Below are 19,124 nucleotides of genomic sequence, written 5' to 3'. Positions count from 1 at the left end.
GGTTAATACCATGGAGATACGCGTTTTTCGCCAGGAAGATTTCGAAGAGGTGATCACCCTTTGGGAGCGCTGCGATTTGCTGCGTCCGTGGAACGATCCGGAGATGGACATCGAACGGAAGGTGAATCACGACGTCAGTCTGTTTCTGGTCGCGGAAGTGAATGGCGAGGTTGTCGGCACCGTCATGGGCGGATATGACGGCCATCGCGGCTCGGCTTATTATCTTGGGGTCCATCCGGAATACCGTGGGCGTGGCATCGCGAATGCGTTACTGAACCGGCTTGAGAAGAAGCTGATTGCTCGCGGCTGCCCGAAAATTCAGATCATGGTGCGGGAAGATAACGACGTGGTGCTGGGCATGTATGAACGTCTGGGCTATGAGCACTCTGACGTGCTGAATTTAGGTAAACGCCTGATCGAAGATGAAGAGTACTGAGATCCATCCGGCAGACTATGACGCGCAGGGCCGCCTCAGGCTGCCTTTTTTATTCTGGTGCGTTCTGCTGCTGCAGGCGCGAACCTGGGTGCTGTTTGTGATGGCTGGCGCGTCGCGCGGGCAGGGCGACACGCTGCTGAATCTCTTCTATCCCGATCACGATGCCTTCTGGCTTGGCTTACTGCCGGGCATTCCCGCCGTTTTGGCGTTTTTGGTCAGCGGACGGCGGCATCTGATTCCACGCTTTTGGGGCGCGCTTCGCTGGCTGCTGATCATTGCCCAGACTGCGCTACTGTTCTGGCAGCCTGTACTCTGGTGGTACGGTGAACCGCTAACGGGTATCGGGATTGCGCTGGTGATCGCGGATATTGTGGCGTTGCTGTGGCTGCTGACAAATCCCCGGCTACGCGCCTGTTTTACGCAAGAGTCAGATTAGAACGGCACTTTTTACCGAAGTCGTACTCCAACAAGCGTTGATTTAACACGTAAGGACGTTTCAATGAAATCGCTGCGTTTACTTTTATGCGCTCTCCCGCTGGCATTAACCGGCTGTTCAACGCTCTCCTCCATCAACTGGTCCGCAGCCTATCCGTGGAACTGGTTTGGCGCGTCCACGGAAGTGACCGAGCAGGGCGTAGGAAAAATTACCGCATCAACCGCGCTCGATCAGGATGCCATTCAGGATGCCCTGAGCAGTGACTACCGCCTGCGTAGCGGCATGAAAACCGAGAATGGCAACATTGTGCGGTACTTTGAAGCGCTAAAAGGGGACAAACTGGCGCTGGTGATTAATGGCGATAAAGGCACGGTGAACCGCATTGCGGTGCTCGACGACGAAATCCCGACCGCCAGCGGTGTGAAAGTGGGTACGCCGTTTAGCGATCTGTATAAACAAGCCTTTGGCAACTGCACCAGCGCGCCTTCCGACGAGGGCGTCGCGGTGGAATGTAAGGCGGAAGGCAGCCAGCACATCAGCTATGTCTTCACCGGTACCTGGAGCGGTCCGGAGGGATTAATGCCGTCTGACGACACGCTGAAAAGCTGGAAAGTGAGCAAAATAGTCTGGAAGCAGTAATTTGCGCCTGAACAAACCGCCTCGCTGAAATCCGGGTATAATACCCGCCATCAATGCCACGCTGACGTGGCATCTTTATTTCAGGAGGAGCGATGTCTCAGGTTCAGAGTGGCATTTTGCCAGAACATTGCCGCGCGGCGATTTGGATCGAAGCCAATGTCAAAGGGGACGTGGATGCCCTGCGTGCGGCCAGTAAAGCGTTTGTTGATAAACTGGCGACTTTCCAGGCCAAATTCCCGGATGCCCATCTCGGCGCCGTTGTTGCTTTTGGCAATAACGTCTGGCGTCAGCTGAGCGGCGGCGAAGGGGCGGAAGAGCTGAAAGACTTTATCCCTTACGGTAAAGGTCTGGCTCCGGCCACCCAGTACGATCTGCTCATTCATATTCTCTCTCTGCGTCACGATGTTAACTTCTCCGTTGCCCAGGCCGCGGTGGCAGCGTTCGGCGACAGCATTGAGGTGCAGGAAGAAGTTCACGGTTTCCGTTGGGTAGAAGAGCGCGATCTGAGCGGCTTCGTCGACGGCACGGAAAACCCGGCGGGTGAAGAGACGCGTCGTGACGTGGCGGTCATCAAAGATGGCGTGGATGCGGGCGGCAGTTACGTGTTCGTGCAGCGCTGGGAGCATAATCTCAAGCAGCTTAACCGCATGAGCGTGCATGACCAGGAGATGATGATTGGTCGCACCAAAGAGGCGAACGAAGAGATCGACGGCGATGACCGTCCGGTGACCTCTCACCTGACCCGCGTTGACCTCAAAGAAGAGGGCAAAGGGCTGAAGATTGTCCGCCAGAGCCTGCCGTATGGCACCGCAAGCGGCACCCATGGTCTTTACTTCTGCGCGTACTGCGCACGCCTGTATAACATCGAGCAGCAGTTGATGAGCATGTTCGGCGACACTGACGGCAAGCGCGACGCGATGCTGCGCTTCACCAAACCGGTAACCGGCGGCTACTACTTCGCGCCGTCCGTTGAGCGTCTGCTGGCGCTTTAACGCCCCTCACCCGAACCCTCTCCCCGCAGGGGAGAGGGGGATTGCAGCCTTATTCCCTTTTCTGCTTCTAAATCACCAAACGGTATATAAAACCGTTACTCCTTTCGACCTCGTTATAAATATTATGACTATAAGATAGTCATCACATTTATAAGGGTGCGTAATGGCCGTTACTGTACTGAAAAAAGGAACTCTGGCGCTGGCAGGTTTATTGCTGGTGGCCCAGGCGCAGGCGACTGAGCTGCTGAACAGTTCGTATGACGTCTCCCGCGAGCTGTTTGCCGCCCTTAACCCACCGTTTGAACAGCAGTGGGCGAAAGACAATAACGGCGATAAGCTGACCATCAAACAGTCCCATGCAGGTTCTTCCAAACAGGCGCTGGCGATATTGCAGGGACTGAAGGCGGATGTCGTGACCTACAACCAGGTTACTGACGTGCAGATCCTGCACGACAAGGGCAAACTTATCCCTGCTGACTGGCAGAGCCGTCTGCCGAATAACAGCTCGCCGTTCTATTCCACCATGGGCTTCCTGGTGCGTAAAGGTAACCCGAAAAATATCCACGACTGGAGCGACCTGGTGCGTTCTGACGTGAAGCTGATTTTCCCGAACCCAAAAACCTCCGGTAACGCGCGTTACACCTATTTGGCGGCGTGGGGTGCGGCGGACAAGGCCGACGGTAATGATAAAGCCAAAACCGAGCAGTTCATGACCCAGTTCCTGAAAAACGTTGAAGTGTTTGATACCGGCGGCCGCGGGGCAACCACCACCTTCGCAGAACGTGGGCTGGGCGATGTGCTGATCAGCTTTGAGTCGGAAGTGAACAATATCCGCAAACAGTATGAAGCGCAGGGCTTTGAGGTGGTTATCCCGAAAACCAACATTCTGGCCGAATTCCCGGTGGCGTGGGTGGATAAAAACGTGAAGGCAAATGGTACTGAGAAAGCGGCAAAAGCCTATCTCAACTATCTGTACAGCCCGCAGGCGCAGACCATCATTACCGATTACTACTACCGCGTGAATAACCCGGACGTGATGAACAAACTGAAGGATAAATTCCCGCAGACCGCACTGTTCCGCGTGGAAGATCATTTCGGCTCCTGGCCTGAGGTGATGAAAACGCACTTTGCCAGCGGCGGTGAGTTAGACAAGTTGCTGGCGGCGGGGCGTAAGTAATGTTTGCAGTCTCGACCAAACGCGTGCTGCCGGGCTTTACCTTAAGTCTGGGGACCAGCCTGCTGTTCGTCTGCCTGATCCTGTTGTTGCCGCTCAGCGCACTGGTTATGCAGCTTGCGCAGATGAGCTGGGCGCAATACTGGGACGTGGTCACCAACCCGCAGGTGGTGGCCGCCTATAAAGTGACGCTGCTGTCGGCGTTTGTCGCCTCCATTTTTAACGGTGTGTTCGGCCTGCTGATGGCGTGGATCTTAACCCGCTATCGTTTCCCTGGCCGCACGCTGCTTGACGCACTGATGGATCTGCCGTTTGCGCTGCCGACGGCTGTTGCGGGCTTAACCCTTGCGTCGCTCTTCTCCGTGAACGGACTGTACGGTGAGTGGCTGGCAAAGCTTGATATCAAAGTCACCTATACCTGGCTTGGTATCGCGGTGGCGATGGCCTTTACCAGCATCCCGTTTGTGGTGCGTACCGTGCAGCCGGTGCTGGAAGAGTTGGGTCCGGAATATGAAGAAGCGGCGGAAACGCTGGGGGCCTCGCGCTGGCAGAGTTTCCGCAAGGTCGTGTTGCCGGAACTCTCCCCGGCGCTGATGGCGGGCGTTGCGCTGTCGTTTACCCGCAGCCTCGGTGAATTCGGCGCGGTGATTTTTATCGCCGGGAACATTGCCTGGAAGACGGAGGTCACCTCGCTGATGATCTTCATCCGTCTTCAGGAGTTTGATTATCCGGCGGCGAGCGCCATTGCTTCGGTGATCCTCGCAGCCTCACTGCTGCTGCTGTACTCAATTAACACTCTGCAAAGTCGCTTTGGTCGACGTGTGGTAGGTCACTGATGGCGGAAGTTACGCAATTGAAGCGATACGATGCTCCCCGTATCAACTGGGGTAAATGGTTTCTGATTGGTGTGGGCGTGCTGGTGTCCGCCCTCATTCTCGTCGTGCCGACGGTGTATATCTTCGTTCAGGCGTTCAGCAAGGGGCTGATGCCCGCGCTGGAGAACCTGGCGAATCCGGACATGCTCCATGCCATCTGGCTGACCGTACTGATTGCCCTGATCACCGTGCCGGTGAACCTGGTGTTCGGGACGCTACTGGCGTGGCTGGTGACGCGTTTTAACTTCCCGGGACGTCAGCTGCTGCTGACCCTGCTGGATATTCCGTTTGCCGTGTCGCCGGTGGTGGCGGGTCTGGTGTACCTGCTCTTTTACGGCTCTAACGGCCCGCTGGGCGGCTGGCTGGATGAGCATAACCTGCAGGTCATGTTCGCCTGGCCGGGTATGGTGCTGGTGACTATCTTCGTGACGTGTCCGTTTGTGGTGCGCGAACTGGTGCCGGTGATGTTAAGCCAGGGGAGCAACGAAGACGAAGCGGCGGTGCTGCTGGGCGCGTCAGGCTGGCAGATGTTCCGTCGCGTGACGCTGCCAAATATCCGCTGGGCGCTGCTTTACGGCGTGGTGCTGACCAACGCCCGAGCGATTGGTGAGTTTGGTGCCGTTTCCGTCGTATCCGGCTCCATCCGCGGTGAAACCCTGTCGCTGCCGTTACAGATTGAATTACTGGAACAGGACTACAACACCGTCGGTTCCTTTACTGCCGCAGCGTTACTGACGCTGATGGCTATTTTGACCCTGTTTTTGAAGAGTGTGGTGCAGTGGCGTTTAGAGAATCAGGAAAAACGTCAGCATCAGGAGGGAAATCATGAGCATTGAGATTGCCAATATTAAGAAGTCTTTTGGTCGCACCCAGGTGCTGAATGATATCTCGCTGGATATCCCTTCCGGACAAATGGTGGCGCTGCTGGGGCCGTCTGGCTCGGGTAAAACCACGCTGCTGCGTATTATCGCCGGGCTTGAGCATCAGACCAGCGGGCACATTCGCTTTCACGGCACCGATGTGAGCCGCCTGCATGCCCGCGATCGTAAAGTGGGTTTTGTGTTCCAGCACTATGCGCTGTTCCGCCACATGACCGTGTTTGACAACATTGCGTTTGGCCTGACCGTGCTGCCGCGTCGCGAACGCCCGGATGCCGCCACCATCAAAGCCAAAGTGACTAAGCTGCTGGAGATGGTGCAGCTGGCACATCTGGCGGATCGTTTCCCGGCGCAGCTGTCTGGCGGACAGAAACAGCGTGTCGCGCTGGCACGTGCGTTGGCCGTTGAGCCGCAAATTCTGCTGCTGGACGAACCGTTCGGCGCGCTGGATGCGCAGGTGCGTAAAGAACTTCGCCGCTGGCTGCGTCAGCTGCATGAAGAGCTGAAGTTTACCAGCGTCTTTGTGACCCACGATCAGGAAGAGGCGATGGAAGTGGCGGACCGCGTGGTGGTCATGAGCCAGGGCAACATCGAGCAGGTTGACGAGCCGGAGCAGCTCTGGCGTGAACCGGCGACCCGTTTCGTGCTGGAATTTATGGGTGAAGTGAACCGTCTGCAGGGCACCATTCGCGGTGGACAGTTCCACGTCGGCGCGCACCGCTGGCCGCTGGGCTATACCTCCGCGCATCAGGGGCCGGTCGATCTGTTCCTGCGTCCGTGGGAAGTGGACGTGAGCCGCCGCACCAGCCTGGATTCACCGCTGCCGGTGCAGGTACTGGAAGCTAGCCCTAAAGGGCACTACACCCAATTGGTGGTACAGCCGCTGGGCTGGTATACCGAGCCGCTGACCGTCGTCATGCGCGATGATGTGCCGCCGCACCGGGGCGAGCGTCTGTTTGTCGGCCTGCAGCATGCCCGTATTTATCACGGGAAGGAGCGCATCGAGACGCGCGAGAATATTGCTCTGGCGGAGTCAGCCTGATAGGTTATTAGGATGTTTATCGCCCGGTGGCGCAGCGCTTACCGGGCCTACAGTTATCACTGAGTCTTGTAGGCCGGGATCGCTGCGCGCCCCCGGCTTTTTTATTGAGTAAAAATCGTGAATACACTCGAACATACCATCGGCAATACCCCTCTGGTCAAACTACAACGCATGGGGTTTGCCAACGGCAGCGAAATCTGGGTCAAACTTGAGGGCAATAATCCGGCAGGTTCGGTGAAAGACCGTGCGGCGCTGTCGATGATTGTTCAGGCTGAAAAACGCGGTGAGATAAAGCCCGGCGACGTGTTGATTGAGGCCACCAGCGGCAATACCGGGATTGCACTGGCAATGATTGCGGCATTGAAAGGCTACCGCATGAAGCTGCTGATGCCGGACAACATGAGCCAGGAGCGCCGTGCCGCAATGCGTGCCTACGGGGCCGAGCTGATTCTGGTCACCAAAGAGCAGGGGATGGAAGGCGCACGCGATTTAGCCTTAGAAATGGCGGAGCGCGGCGAAGGTAAGTTGCTCGATCAGTTCAACAACCCGGATAACCCCTACGCGCATTACACCACCACCGGCCCGGAAATCTGGCAGCAAACCGACGGACGTATTACCCATTTTGTCTCCAGCATGGGCACCACCGGCACCATCACCGGCGTGTCGCGTTTTCTGCGCGAGCAGGAAAAAGCCGTCACTATCGTTGGCCTGCAGCCAGAAGAGGGGAGCAGCATTCCGGGGATTCGCCGCTGGCCAGCAGAATACATGCCGGGTATTTTTAATGCGCAGCTGGTGGATCAGGTGCTGGATATTCACCAGCGCGAGGCGGAGAATACCATGCGTGAGCTGGCCGTGCGTGAAGGCATCTTCTGCGGGGTCAGCTCGGGTGGCGCGGTAGCGGGGGCGTTGCGCGTTGCGCAGGCGAATCCAGGCGCTGTTGTGGTCGCGATTATCTGCGACCGCGGCGATCGCTATCTGTCTACCGGCGTCTTTGGTGAAGAGAGTTATTCGCAGGGGGCGGGAATTTAAGCGTCATGGAGATGATTTTATTCCGGGATAACACCCGGGCGCAGCAAACCGATATTGTCGCAGTGCAGTCGCAGGTGGTTTATGGCAGCGTGGGGAACAGCATTGCGGTTCCGAATATTCGTACCCACAGGCTGAACGTCACCGCCGTGCCGACGGTATTGTTCAGCAATACGCCGCACTATGACACTTTCTACGGCGGCGTGATCCCCGATGAGTGGTTCAGCGGCTACCTGAAGGCGCTTGAAGAACGCGAGATCCTGCGCGAGCTTAAAGCGGTCACCACCGGTTATATGGGCAGCGCCAGCCAGATCGCCCTGCTGGCTGAGTGGCTGAAGGCGGTCAAAGCGCACCATCCTGACCTGCTGGTTCTGGTTGACCCGGTTATTGGCGACATTGACAGTGGAATGTACGTGAAGCCGGATATTCCGCAAGCGTATCGGGAGCACCTGTTGCCGCTGGCGCAGGGCATTACGCCAAACGTCTATGAACTGGAAGTATTAAGCGGAAAACCGTGCCGCACGCCGGAAAGCGCCGTCGCGGCAGCGCAGGGGCTGCTTTCCGATACCCTGAAATGGGTGGCGATTACCAGCGCGCCGGTCGCTGACGACCCGCACAACATCCACGTGGTGCTGGTGACGAAAGAGGGCGTTACCGTTAGCGCGCATCCGCGCGTAGAAACCGATCTGAAAGGGACGGGCGATCTGTTCTGTTCCGAGCTGGTCAGTGGTATCGTTGAGGGGAAAACCGTTGCCGATGCTATCCGCATGGCGGGGGATCGGGTGACTGACGTGATGTTGTACACCCAGTCGAAAGGGTACGACGAGCTTATCCTTCCCGCATAAACAAAAATGGCGCCCGAAGGCGCCATTTTTCTGTACGGCAAGAATTACTTCTTGATGCGGATAACCGGGGTTTCACCCACGGTGACGCTGCCAGACAGTTTGATCAGTTCTTTGATTTCGTCCATGTTGGAGATAACAACCGGCGTCAGGGTAGACTTGGCTTTTTCTTCCAGCAGTGGCAGATCGAATTCAATGACCGGGTCGCCAACTTTCACACGCTGGCCTTCTTCCGCGATACGTTTGAAGCCTTCGCCTTTCAGTTCAACGGTGTCGATACCGAAGTGAACGAACAGTTCGATACCGCTATCAGATTCGATAGAGAACGCATGGTTGGTTTCAAAAATTTTACCGATGGTGCCGTCAACTGGAGCAACCATTTTGTTGCCAGTTGGTTTGATAGCAATGCCATCACCAACGATTTTCTCAGCAAACACTACATCCGGCACGTCTTCGATGTTGACGATCTCGCCGGAGAGCGGAGCAACAATCTCAATAGTTCCGGAGTCTTTCTTATCATCAGAAACCAGAGATTTCAGTTTATCGAACAAACCCATGATCTTCTCCTAAGCAGTAATTTGGGCCGCATCTCGTGGATTAGCAGATTGTTTTTTCTTCAATGAACTTGTTAACCAGCGTCATTAACTCGTCCGTTGTCGGTTGAGCAAGAGCCTGCTCTGCTAACACCTTCGCATCTTCGAAGTTCGTGTTACGGATAATCTTCTTAATGCGCGGGATGGAAATGGCGCTCATAGAGAATTCGTCCAGACCCATACCCAGCAACAGAAGTGTAGCACGTTCGTCGCCTGCAAGCTCACCACACATGCCAGTCCATTTACCTTCTGCATGAGAAGCATCAATAACTTGCTTGATCAAGTTCAGTACGGACGGTGACATTGGCTGGTAGAGATGTGAAATCATATCATTACCACGGTCAACTGCCAGGGTGTACTGCGTTAAATCATTGGTGCCGATACTAAAGAAATCAACTTCTTTGGCTAAATGACGCGCAATGGTCGCGGCTGCTGGGGTTTCCACCATCACGCCGATCTCGATTGACTCGTCAAACGCTTTACCTTCGTCGCGCAGTTCCTGTTTGTAGATTTCGATCTCTTTCTTCAGTGCACGCACTTCTTCAACAGAGATGATCATCGGGAACATGATGCGCAGTTTACCGAAAGCAGAGGCACGCAGAATTGCGCGCACCTGGTCACGCAGGATCTCTTTGCGATCCATGGCGATACGCACTGCACGCCAGCCCAGGAACGGGTTCTCTTCTTTCGGGAAGTTCATGTATGGCAGCTCTTTGTCGCCACCGATGTCCATAGTACGGACGATAACCGCCTGAGAGCCACACGCTTCTGCTACGGCTTTATACGCAGCAAACTGCTCTTCTTCAGTAGGCAGCGCGTCACGGTCCATGAACAGGAATTCTGTACGATAGAGACCCACACCTTCCGCACCGTTGCGCTCAGCGCCTTCAACGTCACGTACGGTACCGATGTTTGCGCACACTTCAACCTGATGGCCGTCCAGGGTGATGGCTGGCAGGTCTTTCAGCTTAGCGAGTTCCGCTTTTTCAGTCGCAACTTGCTCCTGAACCGCGCGCAGTTTTTCGATCTCTTCGTTTGTTGGGTTGACGTAAACCAGATTGTTTACGGCATCCAGAATCAGATAGTCGCCGTTTTTCACCTGAGAGGTGACGCTACCGGTACCCACGATGGCAGGCAGTTCCAGAGAACGGGCCATAATAGAGGTGTGGGAGGTACGGCCACCCGCGTCGGTAATGAAACCGAGGACCTTTTTCAGGTTCAGCTGTGCGGTTTCGGACGGGGTGAGGTCAGCGGCAACCAGGATCACTTCATCCTGAATCGCGCTCAGGTCGATGATGGCCAGACCCAGGATGTTGCGCAGCAGGCGCTTACCGATGTCACGTACGTCAGCCGCACGTTCTTTCAGGTATTCATCATCCAGTTCTTCCAGGGCAGTTGCCTGACCTTCGATAACTTCATGCGCAGCCGCGTCGGCCGTCATGCCTTTATCTTTAATCAGGGCTATGATTTCCTGCTCCAGCTCCTCATCTTCGAGCAGCATGATATGCCCTTCGAAGATGGCTTCTTTTTCTTCACCGAAAGTTTCGCCAGCTTTAGTTTTGATTGCTTCCAGTTGCGCAGATGCCTTGGCACGACCGCTCAGAAAACGTTCAACTTCCTGATCAACCTTGTCGGCAGAAATTTTTTTCCGGTCGATGACGATCTCGTCTTCTTTCAGCAGCAGTGCTTTGCCGAAAGCGATACCCGGGGATGCTAAAATGCCTGAAATCATAACCCTACCTTACTTGTGACTGATATTTAAAAGAACCCGGAAACTTACTCGAGCTCAGCCATCAGTTTTACCAGATGCTCAACTGCTTTCTGCTCGTCTTCACCTTCCGCAGAAATGGTGACTACAGTGCCCTGAGTCAGGCCCAGAGTCTGCAGTTTGAACAGGCTTTTTGCGCTGGCGCTTTTGCCGTTGGAAGTCACAGTGATTTCAGAAGTGAAGCCTTTCGCTTCTTTAACAAACTGAGCAGCAGGGCGGGTGTGCAGACCGTTCGGAGCGGTAATGGTAACTTCTTGCTGGAACATTGTATTTCCCCAACTTATAGGTTTAGTGTTGTGGAACTAAAGTCTAGCCTGGCGACTGAACTTTAGCCTGTATTGTTAGCGCTGACGTTTCGATCGTCATTAAACATTATGCAGCGAAAGCAAGACTTGAACCAAATCATAAAATCGATTCAGCAAGGCTATTTCGTTCACTGATTAATTTCACGCATCAAAATAATTGCTGGTTTAAATACCAGACCCAACGGGGTGAAGCAATGCCAGGAGGGGCAAAAGTTTGAAGCAGGCCACAAAAAAGCACCTGAAAAGGTGCTTTTTTACGCGTTATTAACATGCTGGCATTACTGTTGCAGCTCTTTTTCAGTGAACAGATCGGCAAACAGTGCGGTGCTCAAGTAACGCTCACCCGAGGAAGGAAGGATAACCACAATATTCTTATTGGTAAAGGCTTCATCTTCCTGAAGTTTGAGCGCTGCCGCAACAGCCGCACCGGAAGAGATACCGGCGAGAATGCCTTCTTCATCCATCAGACGACGCGCGGTAGAGATGGCTTCTTCGTTAGTGATGGTGACCACTTTATCGATCAGCTTCAGATCCAGGTTGCCCGGAATGAATCCCGCGCCAATACCCTGGATTTTATGCGGACCCGGCTTGAGTTCTTCGCCCGCCAGTGCCTGGGTGATAACCGGTGAGTCGGTGGGTTCAACCGCAACGGTGATCAGATCTTTTTTACCTTTTGTGCCTTTTATATAGCGTGACACGCCGGTCAGGGTGCCGCCGGTACCAACGCCGGAGATAAACACGTCAACCTGACCGTCAGTATCTTCCCAGATTTCCGGTCCAGTGGTCTTCTCGTGAATTTCCGGGTTAGCCGGGTTGCTGAATTGCTGCAGCAGCAGATATTTTGTCGGATCGCTGGCGACAATCTCTTCCGCTTTCTGAATGGCACCTTTCATGCCCTTCGCACCTTCGGTCAGTACGAGGTTCGCGCCGAGTGCTTTGAGCAGTTTGCGGCGTTCGATACTCATGGTTTCCGGCATGGTCAGCGTCAGTTTATAGCCACGCGCGGCAGCGACATAGGCCAGAGCGATACCGGTGTTACCGCTGGTCGGTTCAACCAGTTCAACGCCAGGCTTCAGCACGCCACGTTTTTCAGCATCCCAAATCATGTTTGCACCGATACGGCATTTTACGCTGAAGCTCGGGTTACGAGATTCGACCTTCGCCAGAATGCGTCCATTACCGATACGGTTCAGTCGAACCAGGGGCGTATGACCGATAGTCAGCGAGTTGTCTTCATAAATCTTACTCATGGCCTGTCCTTAACTGTATGAAATTGGGATACCGCCCCAGCATACCTGCTAAGCAGGGAGGGGGAAGTAAGGAATTCGCATATCTATATACTGCAAGGAAATAATGGGGATCAGTATGGAATAAGGGGCGGCATAAGCCACCCCTGCTTTACACATTTTTGCATTATTTCCATAACGTGTGCTTAGCACGGTAGCAGTCCACCCACATTGCCGTCGCGCCGCACACAGCAACCGGCATGATGAACAGGTTCAGGAAGGGAATCATCGTGAACAGGCTGGTTAGCGCGCCGAACTGCATATTGGCGACCTTCTGGGTACGCAGGGCGTTGCGCATCGCTTTAAACGGTACCTTGTGGTTATCGAACGGATAATCACAATACTGGATGGCGAGCATCCAGGCGCTGAACAGGAACCACAGCACCGGCGCCACGGTCTGGCCAATGCCGGGCACAAAATAGAGGATAAGCAGCACTACCGCCCGGGGGAGGTACCAGGCAAATTTCTGCCACTCGCGCTTCATGATGCGGGGGATATCTTTCATGATCCCGAGCACGCCCGTGTCCGGCGGCGTCGCGCCGGTAAGCCGCGCCTCCAGCTGTTCTGCCAGCAGGCCGTTAAACGGTGCGGCTATCCAGTTAGCGATGGTTGAGAAGAAATAGCCGAACACCAGCAGCACGGAGATAACCGCCACCGGCCAGAGCAGATAGTTCAGCCACTGTAGCCAGTCGGGCACATAGCTCATTAACGCAGGGATCCAGCTCTCGAGCTTTGTAAAAAGCCACCAGAACGCGCCGCCCATCAGAAGAATGTTGATCAACAGCGGAAGGATGACGAAGCGTCGGATACCTGGCAGTGAAACCAGTTTCCAGCCCTGAGAAAAATACCAGACGCCGCTGCGTGGGGGAGAAGACGATGTTGAAACCATAACCAGGCTGTACTCCTTTTTTCACAACCAGTGGAATTGCCGCCTATATTATCCACTTGTGGACTAATGACCAGTTCGGAAATGTTCGAAAAACCAGCAAAAAGCACGATTTCCTTCATCTTTATGCTGTGAATGCTCTGCACACACTTGCACTTGACGTAAACGGCAAATACTCTTAGTGAGTAAATGTTTGCCGTGGTGGCAAGGTGTTAGAACAACAGAGAATATAATGATGCAGGATTTGCGTCTGATATTAATCATTGTTGGCGCGATCGCCATAATCGCTTTACTGGTACATGGTTTCTGGACCAGCCGTAAAGAGCGTTCTTCGATGTTCCGCGATCGCCCACTGAAGCGCATGAAGTCCAGTCGTGATGACGATGACATTGAAGATGACATCGACGGTCGCGACGATGACGGCGTGGGTGAAGTTCGTGTTCATCGGGTCAATACTGCGCCCGGCGCGGCTCATGGGGAGCATGAAGCCCCCCGTCCTGCGCAGCACCAGTATCAACCGCCGTACGCCTCTGCTCAGCCGCGCCAGCAGGCGCCGCAGCCGGTAGAAGAGCCTGTGCGCCAGCCGCCGCAACAGCCTGTCCATCAGCAGCCTGCTGCGCCACAGCCGGTTCAACCGCAGCCCGTGCAGCAGTCTGTGCAACAACAGCCCGCGCAGCCGGTACAACAGCCGCAGCAGCCTGTTCATGTGCAGCCAGCGCCGCAGCCTGCTCCAGCACAGCATGTTGAGCCAGAACCCGTAGCAGAGCCAGAACCGGTTGTTGAAAAACCGCAGCGTAAAGAAGCGGTGATCATCATGAACGTGGCCGCGCATCACGGTAGCCATCTCAACGGTGACGTGCTGCTTAACAGTATTCAACAGGCAGGCTTCAAGTTTGGCGACATGAATATTTTCCATCGCCACCTGAGCCCTGACGGTAGCGGCCCGGCGCTGTTCAGCCTGGCCAATATGGTCAACCCGGGTACTTTTGATCCGGAAATGACCGGTGATTTCGTGACCCCAGGTGTCACTATCTTTATGCAGGTGCCCTCTTACGGTGATGAACTGCAAAACTTTAAGCTGATGTTGCAATCCGCTCAGCATATCGCTGACGAAGTAGGCGGTGTGGTGCTCGACGATCAGCGTCGAATGATGACCCCGCAGAAACTGCGCGAGTATCAGGACCGCATCCGCGAAGTTAAGGAAGCCAACGCGTAATCATCGCGTTTACGTCAACTCCTCCTCAACCCCCGCATGTCGGGGGTTTTTTCTCATTGATGGTGTGATATGGACTCAATCGAACAACAACTCACTGACCTGCGAACCACGCTTCGCCATCATGAATATCTCTATCATGTTATGGACGCGCCGGAGGTGCCGGATGCGGAGTATGACCGCCTGATGCGCGAGCTGCGCGAACTGGAGGCGCAGCACCCGGAACTCATTACGCCGGATTCTCCCACCCAGCGCGTCGGTGCCGAGCCGCTGGGAGCGTTCAGCCAGGTACGCCATGAAGTACCGATGCTGTCGCTGGATAACGTCTTTGATGAAGAGAGCTTCCTCGCGTTTAACAAGCGCGTGCAGGACCGTCTGAAAAGCAGCGACGCTCTCACCTGGTGCTGCGAGCTGAAGCTTGATGGCCTGGCGGTCAGTCTTCTCTACGAAAACGGCGTGCTGGTGCGTGCCGCGACGCGTGGCGACGGCACGACGGGTGAAGACATTACGACCAACGTGCGTACCATCCGCGCGATCCCGCTGAAGCTGCAGGGGGACAACATTCCTGCGCGCCTGGAAGTGCGCGGCGAGGTGTTCCTGCCGCAGGCGGGTTTCGAGAAAATCAACGAAGAAGCGCGCCGCACCGGCGGGAAAGTATTTGCTAACCCGCGTAATGCGGCGGCAGGCTCTTTACGCCAGCTTGACCCGCGTATCACCGCGAAGCGACCGCTCACTTTCTTCTGCTATGGCGTGGGGATCCTGGAGGGAGGCGAGCTGCCGGATACGCACCTCGGGCGCCTGATGCAGTTTAAGGCGTGGGGCCTGCCGGTGAGTAACCGCGTACAGCTCTGTGACTCGCCAGAAGCGGTGCTCGCGTTCTACCACAAGGTGGAAGCGGACCGTCCGACGCTCGGTTTTGATATTGATGGCGTTGTCATTAAGGTGAACTCACTGGCGCTTCAGGAGCAACTCGGGTTTGTGGCGCGTGCGCCGCGCTGGGCGGTGGCGTTTAAGTTTCCTGCTCAGGAACAGATGACCTTCGTTCGCGACGTGGAGTTCCAGGTCGGCCGTACGGGCGCCATTACCCCGGTCGCCCGTCTTGAGCCTGTGCAGGTCGCGGGCGTGCTGGTGAGTAACGCCACGCTGCATAACGCCGATGAGATTGAACGTCTGGGCCTGCGGATTGGTGACAAAGTGGTGGTTCGTCGCGCGGGCGATGTTATTCCGCAGGTGGTAAACGTCGTTGAGTCTGAACGCCCTGATGATACGCGTGAAGTGGTCTTCCCGACCCATTGCCCGGTGTGTGGCTCTGACGTGGAGCGTGTTGAAGGTGAGGCGGTAGCGCGCTGTACGGGCGGCCTGATCTGTGGCGCGCAGCGTAAAGAGTCACTGAAGCACTTCGTCTCCCGTCGCGCCATGGACGTCGACGGCATGGGCGATAAGATTATCGATCAGCTGGTTGAAAAAGAGTATGTGAATACGCCAGCGGATCTCTTCAAACTGACGGCGGGCAAGCTGACCGGTCTGGATCGCATGGGGCCGAAGTCGGCGCAGAACGTGGTTAACGCTCTGGAAGCCGCAAAAGAGACCACCTTCGCCCGTTTCCTTTACGCGCTGGGCATCCGTGAAGTGGGGGAAGCAACGGCAGCAGGTCTGGCGGCGTACTTTGGCACGCTGGAGGCGCTGGAAAAGGCAAGCATCGACGAGCTGCAGAAAGTGCCGGATGTCGGCATTGTAGTCGCCACGCACGTCTTTAACTTCTTTGCGGAAGAGAGCAACCGCGAAGTCATTGGCAAACTGCTGGCAGAGGGCATCAAATGGCCCGCGCCGGTGGTGGTTAATGCCGAAGAGATCGACAGTCCGTTCGCCGGTAAAACGGTGGTGCTGACCGGCAGCCTGAGCCAGCTTTCACGCGACGATGCGAAAGCGCGTCTGGTGGCGCTGGGCGCAAAAGTGGCGGGCAGCGTGTCGAAGAAAACCGACCTGGTGATTGCCGGGGAAGCAGCGGGTTCGAAGCTGGCGAAAGCCCAGGAACTCGGCATTGAGGTTATCGACGAAGCGGAAATGATGCGTCTGTTAGGAGAGTAACGTGGAAAAAGAGCAGCTCGTTGCGATCGCCAATACGGAGATGCCGTTCGGTAAATATAAGGGCCGCAGGCTGATCGATTTGCCGGAGGAGTATCTGCTGTGGTTTGCCCGTAAGGATGAGTTCCCGGCCGGGCGACTGGGCGAGCTGATGGCTATCACGCTGCTGATCAAAACCGAGGGGCTGACCCAGCTGGTTCAGCCCCTGAAACGTCCTTAAGCCTTCGCGGCGCGGGTCTCTTCCTGCGCCAGTTTTTCCGTCTGACGTTTATAGCGACGCGCCAGCACGGCGCAGACCATCAGCTGGATCTGATGAAAAATCATCAGCGGCAATACCATCATCCCAATTACCGAGGTCGGGAACAGAATGTTGGCCATCGGGATACCGTTCGCCAGGCTCTTCTTCGAACCGCAGAAAACAATCGTAATTTCATCTGCTTTGTTGAAGCCGCATTTACGTGCCACAAAGACGTTTACGGCAATGACAATCGCCAGCAGGACAATGCTGACGACCACGATAAACAGCAGTGAGCCTGCGCCCACCTTGTGCCAGATCCCGTTCACGACCGCTTCGCTGAAGGCGGAGTAAACCACCAGCAGAATTGAGGTCTGGTCGGTTTTGGAGATCCACTTTTTATGCTTCGTCACAAACGCACCTGTCCACGGGCGCGAGAGATGGCCCAGGACAAAGGGCAGCAGCAGTTGCAGACAGATCCTGCCCACCTGCTCAAGGTTACCTTCCGCGCCATGCATGTTCATCAGCAGCCCCACCAGCAGCGGGGAGACGAAAATCCCTAACAGGCTGGATGCCGATGCGGAGCAGACCGCGGCCGCAACGTTGCCACCCGCGAGGGAGGTAAACGCAATGGCCGACTGCACGGTGGCTGGCAGAATACAGAGATACAAAAAACCGGTATAGAGTGCCGGGTCGACGTTAACTGGCGCCCACCACGCAAACAGCACCCCGAGGATGGGGAACAGAATAAAGGTGCTGCACATCACCCAGAGGTGCAGTCGCCAGTGGCCACCACCCGCGATAATCGCTTCGCGGGAGAGTTTTGCGCCGTGCATAAAGAACAGCAGCGCGATAGCGGCCGTCGTCAGCCCCTCAAAAAACGGGACGAAACCACCGCGGGCCGGGAAAAACGAGGCCAGTAAAACGGTGACCACCAGAGTAAGCGTAAACGGATCAACAATACGAAATAGTTTCATAATGACTCCTGAAAACAGATGTCGCTATTGTGCTTTTTTCCATTTGAGAAATAAAATTGATTTATTGCATTCATTCATGAATTAAACAGATGAATTACTCCTTACGCCAGCTTCGTATTTTTGTCACCGTCGCCCATGCCCGTAGCTTCAGCCGGGCAGGAGAGATGATTGGCCTCAGCCAGTCAGCCGTCAGCCACAGCGTGAAAGAGCTGGAAAATCAGACCGGCGTGCGGTTGCTTGACCGTACCACACGCGAAGTGGTGCTGACCGAAGCAGGGCAGCAGCTGGCCCAGCGCCTCGAACGTCTGCTGGATGAACTGAACAGCACGCTCAGAGACGTGGGAAGGCTGGGGCAGCAGCTTTCGGGCACCGTGCGGGTCGCAGCCAGCCAGACAATATCGGCACACCTTATCCCGCAGTGTATCGCGGAGGGAAACCACCGCTATCCGGACATTGATTTTGTGTTGCATGACCGGCCGCAGCAGTGGGTGCTGGAAAGCATCCGTCAGGGAGATGTGGATTTTGGTATTGTGATCGACCCCGGCCAGGTGAGCGACCTGGCGTGCGAAAGCGTGCTTTCTGAGCCTTTTTTACTGCTCTGCCGGGATGACGATCCGCTGGCAACCTTGCCGGCGGTCAACTGGCAGTCCCTGCAGGGCGCGAACCTGGTTTTGCAGGATTATGCCTCCGGCAGCCGTCCGCTGATCGATTCCGCGCTGGTTAATCAGGGCGTAAAGGCCACCATCGTGCAGGAAATTGGGCATCCGGCCACGCTGTTTCCAATGGTGGAAGCCGGAATTGGGATCAGCGTGTTGCCCGCTCTGGCGCTCCCCCTGCCGCAGGGGAGCCGACTGGCCGTGAAGCGTTTAACGCCTGTTGTCGAGCGAAAACTGATGTTAGTACGGCGCAAAAATCGTTCCCTCTCGGGGGCGGCGCAGGCTATATGGGAAGTGGTGCGTATCCAGGCACAGCGATTAACCGAGGCCCGCATACGCGACCCACTGTTTAACGCATCCGACGATTAAATATAGATATCGATCTGATGATCGTCTGTCGGGCTATTCACCCCTTCCACTTTACCCGGCGCTTGCTCCTGTTTCTTTTGCTCCTCTTCAGCCTGCTGGTGCTGCAGCGCGGCGAGCTGCGCCTGTAGCACGGTGATTTGGGTCTGAATGAGCTCCTGCTGCTTTTTCTTTTCATCTGCACTGCCGGAACTGTCCGCCAGCTCTTTTAACTGCTGAGTCAGCTGTTGGATTTTGTCGAGAATACGGCTGATTTGCGCAGCAATATCGTTCCCGCCGGAAGCCCCACTCCCGCCGCCGCTGGTTTGAATGGGTGGGGCTGAAGCCTGAATGGTCGTCATACTTTTTCCTCGCGTTATAAAACAGAGGTATCGGCACTGACGGGATTAGCTTGAGCAAAACAGCCATATCTGG

At 55.6% G+C, this 19,124-nt stretch carries 21 protein-coding genes; 14 read left to right on the top strand and 7 right to left on the bottom strand.

The features are described 5' to 3' along the window. The first annotated feature begins 10 nt into the window (after positions 1-10). The 10 genes from L383_RS11770 (at position 11) to pdxK (ending at position 8,343) form a co-directional block, all read left to right on the top strand. Positions 11-436, top strand: coding sequence for a GNAT family acetyltransferase (locus L383_RS11770; RefSeq protein ID WP_014884750.1), 426 nt, complete (start codon positions 11-13; stop codon positions 434-436). Continuing rightward, complete coding sequence (locus L383_RS11775) at positions 423-872, top strand: DUF2919 domain-containing protein (protein ID WP_023331045.1); 450 nt, start codon at positions 423-425, stop codon at positions 870-872. Before L383_RS11770 ends, L383_RS11775 begins: the two co-directional genes overlap by 14 nt. A 63-nt stretch (positions 873-935) precedes the next feature. Continuing rightward, positions 936-1,511 (top strand): RpoE-regulated lipoprotein, encoded by a 576-nt coding sequence (locus L383_RS11780; RefSeq protein ID WP_014884748.1) that lies wholly within the window; start codon positions 936-938, stop codon positions 1,509-1,511. Positions 1,512-1,603: 92 nt separating this feature from the next. Beyond that, positions 1,604-2,503: a Dyp-type peroxidase gene (locus L383_RS11785; RefSeq protein ID WP_023331044.1), complete on the top strand. Its 900-nt coding sequence runs from the start codon at positions 1,604-1,606 to the stop codon at positions 2,501-2,503. Positions 2,504-2,666: 163 nt separating this feature from the next. Further along, the gene (locus tag L383_RS11790; RefSeq protein ID WP_023331043.1) at positions 2,667-3,680 is read left to right on the top strand and encodes a sulfate ABC transporter substrate-binding protein; all 1,014 of its coding nucleotides are present in this window, start codon (positions 2,667-2,669) and stop codon (positions 3,678-3,680) included. Then, the gene (gene cysT, locus L383_RS11795) at positions 3,680-4,513 is read left to right on the top strand and encodes a sulfate/thiosulfate ABC transporter permease CysT (RefSeq protein WP_023331042.1); all 834 of its coding nucleotides are present in this window, start codon (positions 3,680-3,682) and stop codon (positions 4,511-4,513) included. Before L383_RS11790 ends, cysT begins: the two co-directional genes overlap by 1 nt. Beyond that, complete coding sequence (cysW, locus tag L383_RS11800) at positions 4,513-5,388, top strand: sulfate/thiosulfate ABC transporter permease CysW (RefSeq protein WP_023331041.1); 876 nt, start codon at positions 4,513-4,515, stop codon at positions 5,386-5,388. The genes cysT and cysW overlap by 1 nt, the downstream gene beginning before the upstream one ends. Then, positions 5,378-6,472, top strand: coding sequence for a sulfate/thiosulfate ABC transporter ATP-binding protein CysA (gene cysA / locus L383_RS11805; RefSeq protein WP_014884743.1), 1,095 nt, complete (start codon positions 5,378-5,380; stop codon positions 6,470-6,472). The genes cysW and cysA overlap by 11 nt, the downstream gene beginning before the upstream one ends. Positions 6,473-6,589: 117 nt before the next feature. Beyond that, positions 6,590-7,501: a cysteine synthase CysM gene (gene cysM, locus L383_RS11810; RefSeq protein WP_023331040.1), complete on the top strand. Its 912-nt coding sequence runs from the start codon at positions 6,590-6,592 to the stop codon at positions 7,499-7,501. A 5-nt stretch (positions 7,502-7,506) separates the two neighbouring features. Continuing rightward, entirely contained in the window at positions 7,507-8,343 is an 837-nt protein-coding gene (gene pdxK, locus L383_RS11815; RefSeq protein WP_023331039.1) for a pyridoxine/pyridoxal/pyridoxamine kinase, read from the top strand. A gap of 44 nt (positions 8,344-8,387) precedes the next feature. On the opposite strand, the gene crr is transcribed toward pdxK, so the two are convergent. From crr to cysZ, 5 genes are all read right to left on the bottom strand, one after another. Further along, positions 8,388-8,897 (bottom strand): PTS glucose transporter subunit IIA, encoded by a 510-nt coding sequence (gene crr / locus L383_RS11820; protein WP_003861316.1) that lies wholly within the window; start codon positions 8,895-8,897, stop codon positions 8,388-8,390. A 40-nt stretch (positions 8,898-8,937) separates the two neighbouring features. Continuing rightward, positions 8,938-10,665, bottom strand: a complete 1,728-nt coding sequence (ptsI, locus tag L383_RS11825; RefSeq protein ID WP_014884740.1) for a phosphoenolpyruvate-protein phosphotransferase PtsI — start codon at positions 10,663-10,665, stop codon at positions 8,938-8,940. 44 nt (positions 10,666-10,709) lie between these two features. Next, positions 10,710-10,967: a phosphocarrier protein Hpr gene (ptsH, locus tag L383_RS11830; RefSeq protein WP_000487600.1), complete on the bottom strand. Its 258-nt coding sequence runs from the start codon at positions 10,965-10,967 to the stop codon at positions 10,710-10,712. Between the two features lie 317 nt (positions 10,968-11,284). Beyond that, on the bottom strand, positions 11,285-12,256 hold the full coding sequence (gene cysK, locus L383_RS11835; protein WP_023331038.1) for a cysteine synthase A: 972 nt from the start codon (positions 12,254-12,256) through the stop codon (positions 11,285-11,287). Between the two features lie 163 nt (positions 12,257-12,419). Further along, on the bottom strand, positions 12,420-13,181 hold the full coding sequence (gene cysZ / locus L383_RS11840; protein ID WP_023331037.1) for a sulfate transporter CysZ: 762 nt from the start codon (positions 13,179-13,181) through the stop codon (positions 12,420-12,422). A gap of 229 nt (positions 13,182-13,410) precedes the next feature. Between cysZ and zipA the strand changes: the two genes are divergently transcribed. The 3 genes from zipA (at position 13,411) to L383_RS11855 (ending at position 16,696) form a co-directional block, all read left to right on the top strand. Continuing rightward, positions 13,411-14,394 (top strand): cell division protein ZipA, encoded by a 984-nt coding sequence (zipA, locus tag L383_RS11845; RefSeq protein WP_023331036.1) that lies wholly within the window; start codon positions 13,411-13,413, stop codon positions 14,392-14,394. 69 nt (positions 14,395-14,463) lie between these two features. Further along, positions 14,464-16,479, top strand: a complete 2,016-nt coding sequence (gene ligA / locus L383_RS11850) for an NAD-dependent DNA ligase LigA (RefSeq protein WP_023331035.1) — start codon at positions 14,464-14,466, stop codon at positions 16,477-16,479. 1 nt (position 16,480) lies between these two features. After that, a complete protein-coding gene (locus tag L383_RS11855; protein ID WP_014884735.1) occupies positions 16,481-16,696 on the top strand; it encodes a DUF3820 family protein in 216 nt (71 codons plus the stop codon). Here the strand turns inward: L383_RS11855 and L383_RS11860 are convergent. Beyond that, complete coding sequence (locus tag L383_RS11860) at positions 16,693-17,688, bottom strand: bile acid:sodium symporter family protein (RefSeq protein WP_014884734.1); 996 nt, start codon at positions 17,686-17,688, stop codon at positions 16,693-16,695. The two genes, L383_RS11855 and L383_RS11860, sit on opposite strands and share 4 nt — an antisense overlap. Positions 17,689-17,777: 89 nt before the next feature. Here L383_RS11860 and L383_RS11865 point away from each other — a divergent pair, with 89 nt between their 5' ends. Continuing rightward, positions 17,778-18,713 (top strand): LysR family transcriptional regulator, encoded by a 936-nt coding sequence (locus L383_RS11865; protein ID WP_014884733.1) that lies wholly within the window; start codon positions 17,778-17,780, stop codon positions 18,711-18,713. Here the strand turns inward: L383_RS11865 and L383_RS11870 are convergent. Then, positions 18,710-19,051, bottom strand: coding sequence for a FlxA-like family protein (locus tag L383_RS11870; RefSeq protein ID WP_014884732.1), 342 nt, complete (start codon positions 19,049-19,051; stop codon positions 18,710-18,712). The genes L383_RS11865 and L383_RS11870 overlap by 4 nt on opposite strands. Positions 19,052-19,124: the final 73 nt, after the last annotated feature.

The sequence above is a fragment of the Enterobacter sp. MGH 37 genome (assembly GCF_000534515.1).
GTDB classification, from domain to species: Bacteria; Pseudomonadota; Gammaproteobacteria; order Enterobacterales; family Enterobacteriaceae; genus Enterobacter; species Enterobacter kobei.
Note: the sequence above shows the minus strand (reverse complement) of the source record. Positions and strands in the feature narration are given on the sequence as shown.

What these genes read in the sequence shown, in the direction of transcription:
- pdxK (WP_023331039.1), top strand. Translation starts at nt 7,507, where the DNA reads ATGGAGATGATTTTATTCCGGGATAACACCCGGGCGCAGCAAACCGAT.
- L383_RS11775 (WP_023331045.1), top strand. Translation starts at nt 423, where the DNA reads ATGAAGAGTACTGAGATCCATCCGGCAGACTATGACGCGCAGGGCCGC.
- cysA (WP_014884743.1), top strand. Translation starts at nt 5,378, where the DNA reads ATGAGCATTGAGATTGCCAATATTAAGAAGTCTTTTGGTCGCACCCAG.
- crr (WP_003861316.1), bottom strand. Translation starts at nt 8,897, where the DNA reads ATGGGTTTGTTCGATAAACTGAAATCTCTGGTTTCTGATGATAAGAAA.
- L383_RS11870 (WP_014884732.1), bottom strand. Translation starts at nt 19,051, where the DNA reads ATGACGACCATTCAGGCTTCAGCCCCACCCATTCAAACCAGCGGCGGC.
- cysK (WP_023331038.1), bottom strand. Translation starts at nt 12,256, where the DNA reads ATGAGTAAGATTTATGAAGACAACTCGCTGACTATCGGTCATACGCCC.
- L383_RS11780 (WP_014884748.1), top strand. Translation starts at nt 936, where the DNA reads ATGAAATCGCTGCGTTTACTTTTATGCGCTCTCCCGCTGGCATTAACC.
- L383_RS11790 (WP_023331043.1), top strand. Translation starts at nt 2,667, where the DNA reads ATGGCCGTTACTGTACTGAAAAAAGGAACTCTGGCGCTGGCAGGTTTA.
- cysW (WP_023331041.1), top strand. Translation starts at nt 4,513, where the DNA reads ATGGCGGAAGTTACGCAATTGAAGCGATACGATGCTCCCCGTATCAAC.
- L383_RS11860 (WP_014884734.1), bottom strand. Translation starts at nt 17,688, where the DNA reads ATGAAACTATTTCGTATTGTTGATCCGTTTACGCTTACTCTGGTGGTC.
- cysT (WP_023331042.1), top strand. Translation starts at nt 3,680, where the DNA reads ATGTTTGCAGTCTCGACCAAACGCGTGCTGCCGGGCTTTACCTTAAGT.
- cysZ (WP_023331037.1), bottom strand. Translation starts at nt 13,181, where the DNA reads ATGGTTTCAACATCGTCTTCTCCCCCACGCAGCGGCGTCTGGTATTTT.
- L383_RS11785 (WP_023331044.1), top strand. Translation starts at nt 1,604, where the DNA reads ATGTCTCAGGTTCAGAGTGGCATTTTGCCAGAACATTGCCGCGCGGCG.
- L383_RS11865 (WP_014884733.1), top strand. Translation starts at nt 17,778, where the DNA reads ATGAATTACTCCTTACGCCAGCTTCGTATTTTTGTCACCGTCGCCCAT.
- zipA (WP_023331036.1), top strand. Translation starts at nt 13,411, where the DNA reads ATGATGCAGGATTTGCGTCTGATATTAATCATTGTTGGCGCGATCGCC.
- ptsI (WP_014884740.1), bottom strand. Translation starts at nt 10,665, where the DNA reads ATGATTTCAGGCATTTTAGCATCCCCGGGTATCGCTTTCGGCAAAGCA.
- ligA (WP_023331035.1), top strand. Translation starts at nt 14,464, where the DNA reads ATGGACTCAATCGAACAACAACTCACTGACCTGCGAACCACGCTTCGC.
- ptsH (WP_000487600.1), bottom strand. Translation starts at nt 10,967, where the DNA reads ATGTTCCAGCAAGAAGTTACCATTACCGCTCCGAACGGTCTGCACACC.
- L383_RS11770 (WP_014884750.1), top strand. Translation starts at nt 11, where the DNA reads ATGGAGATACGCGTTTTTCGCCAGGAAGATTTCGAAGAGGTGATCACC.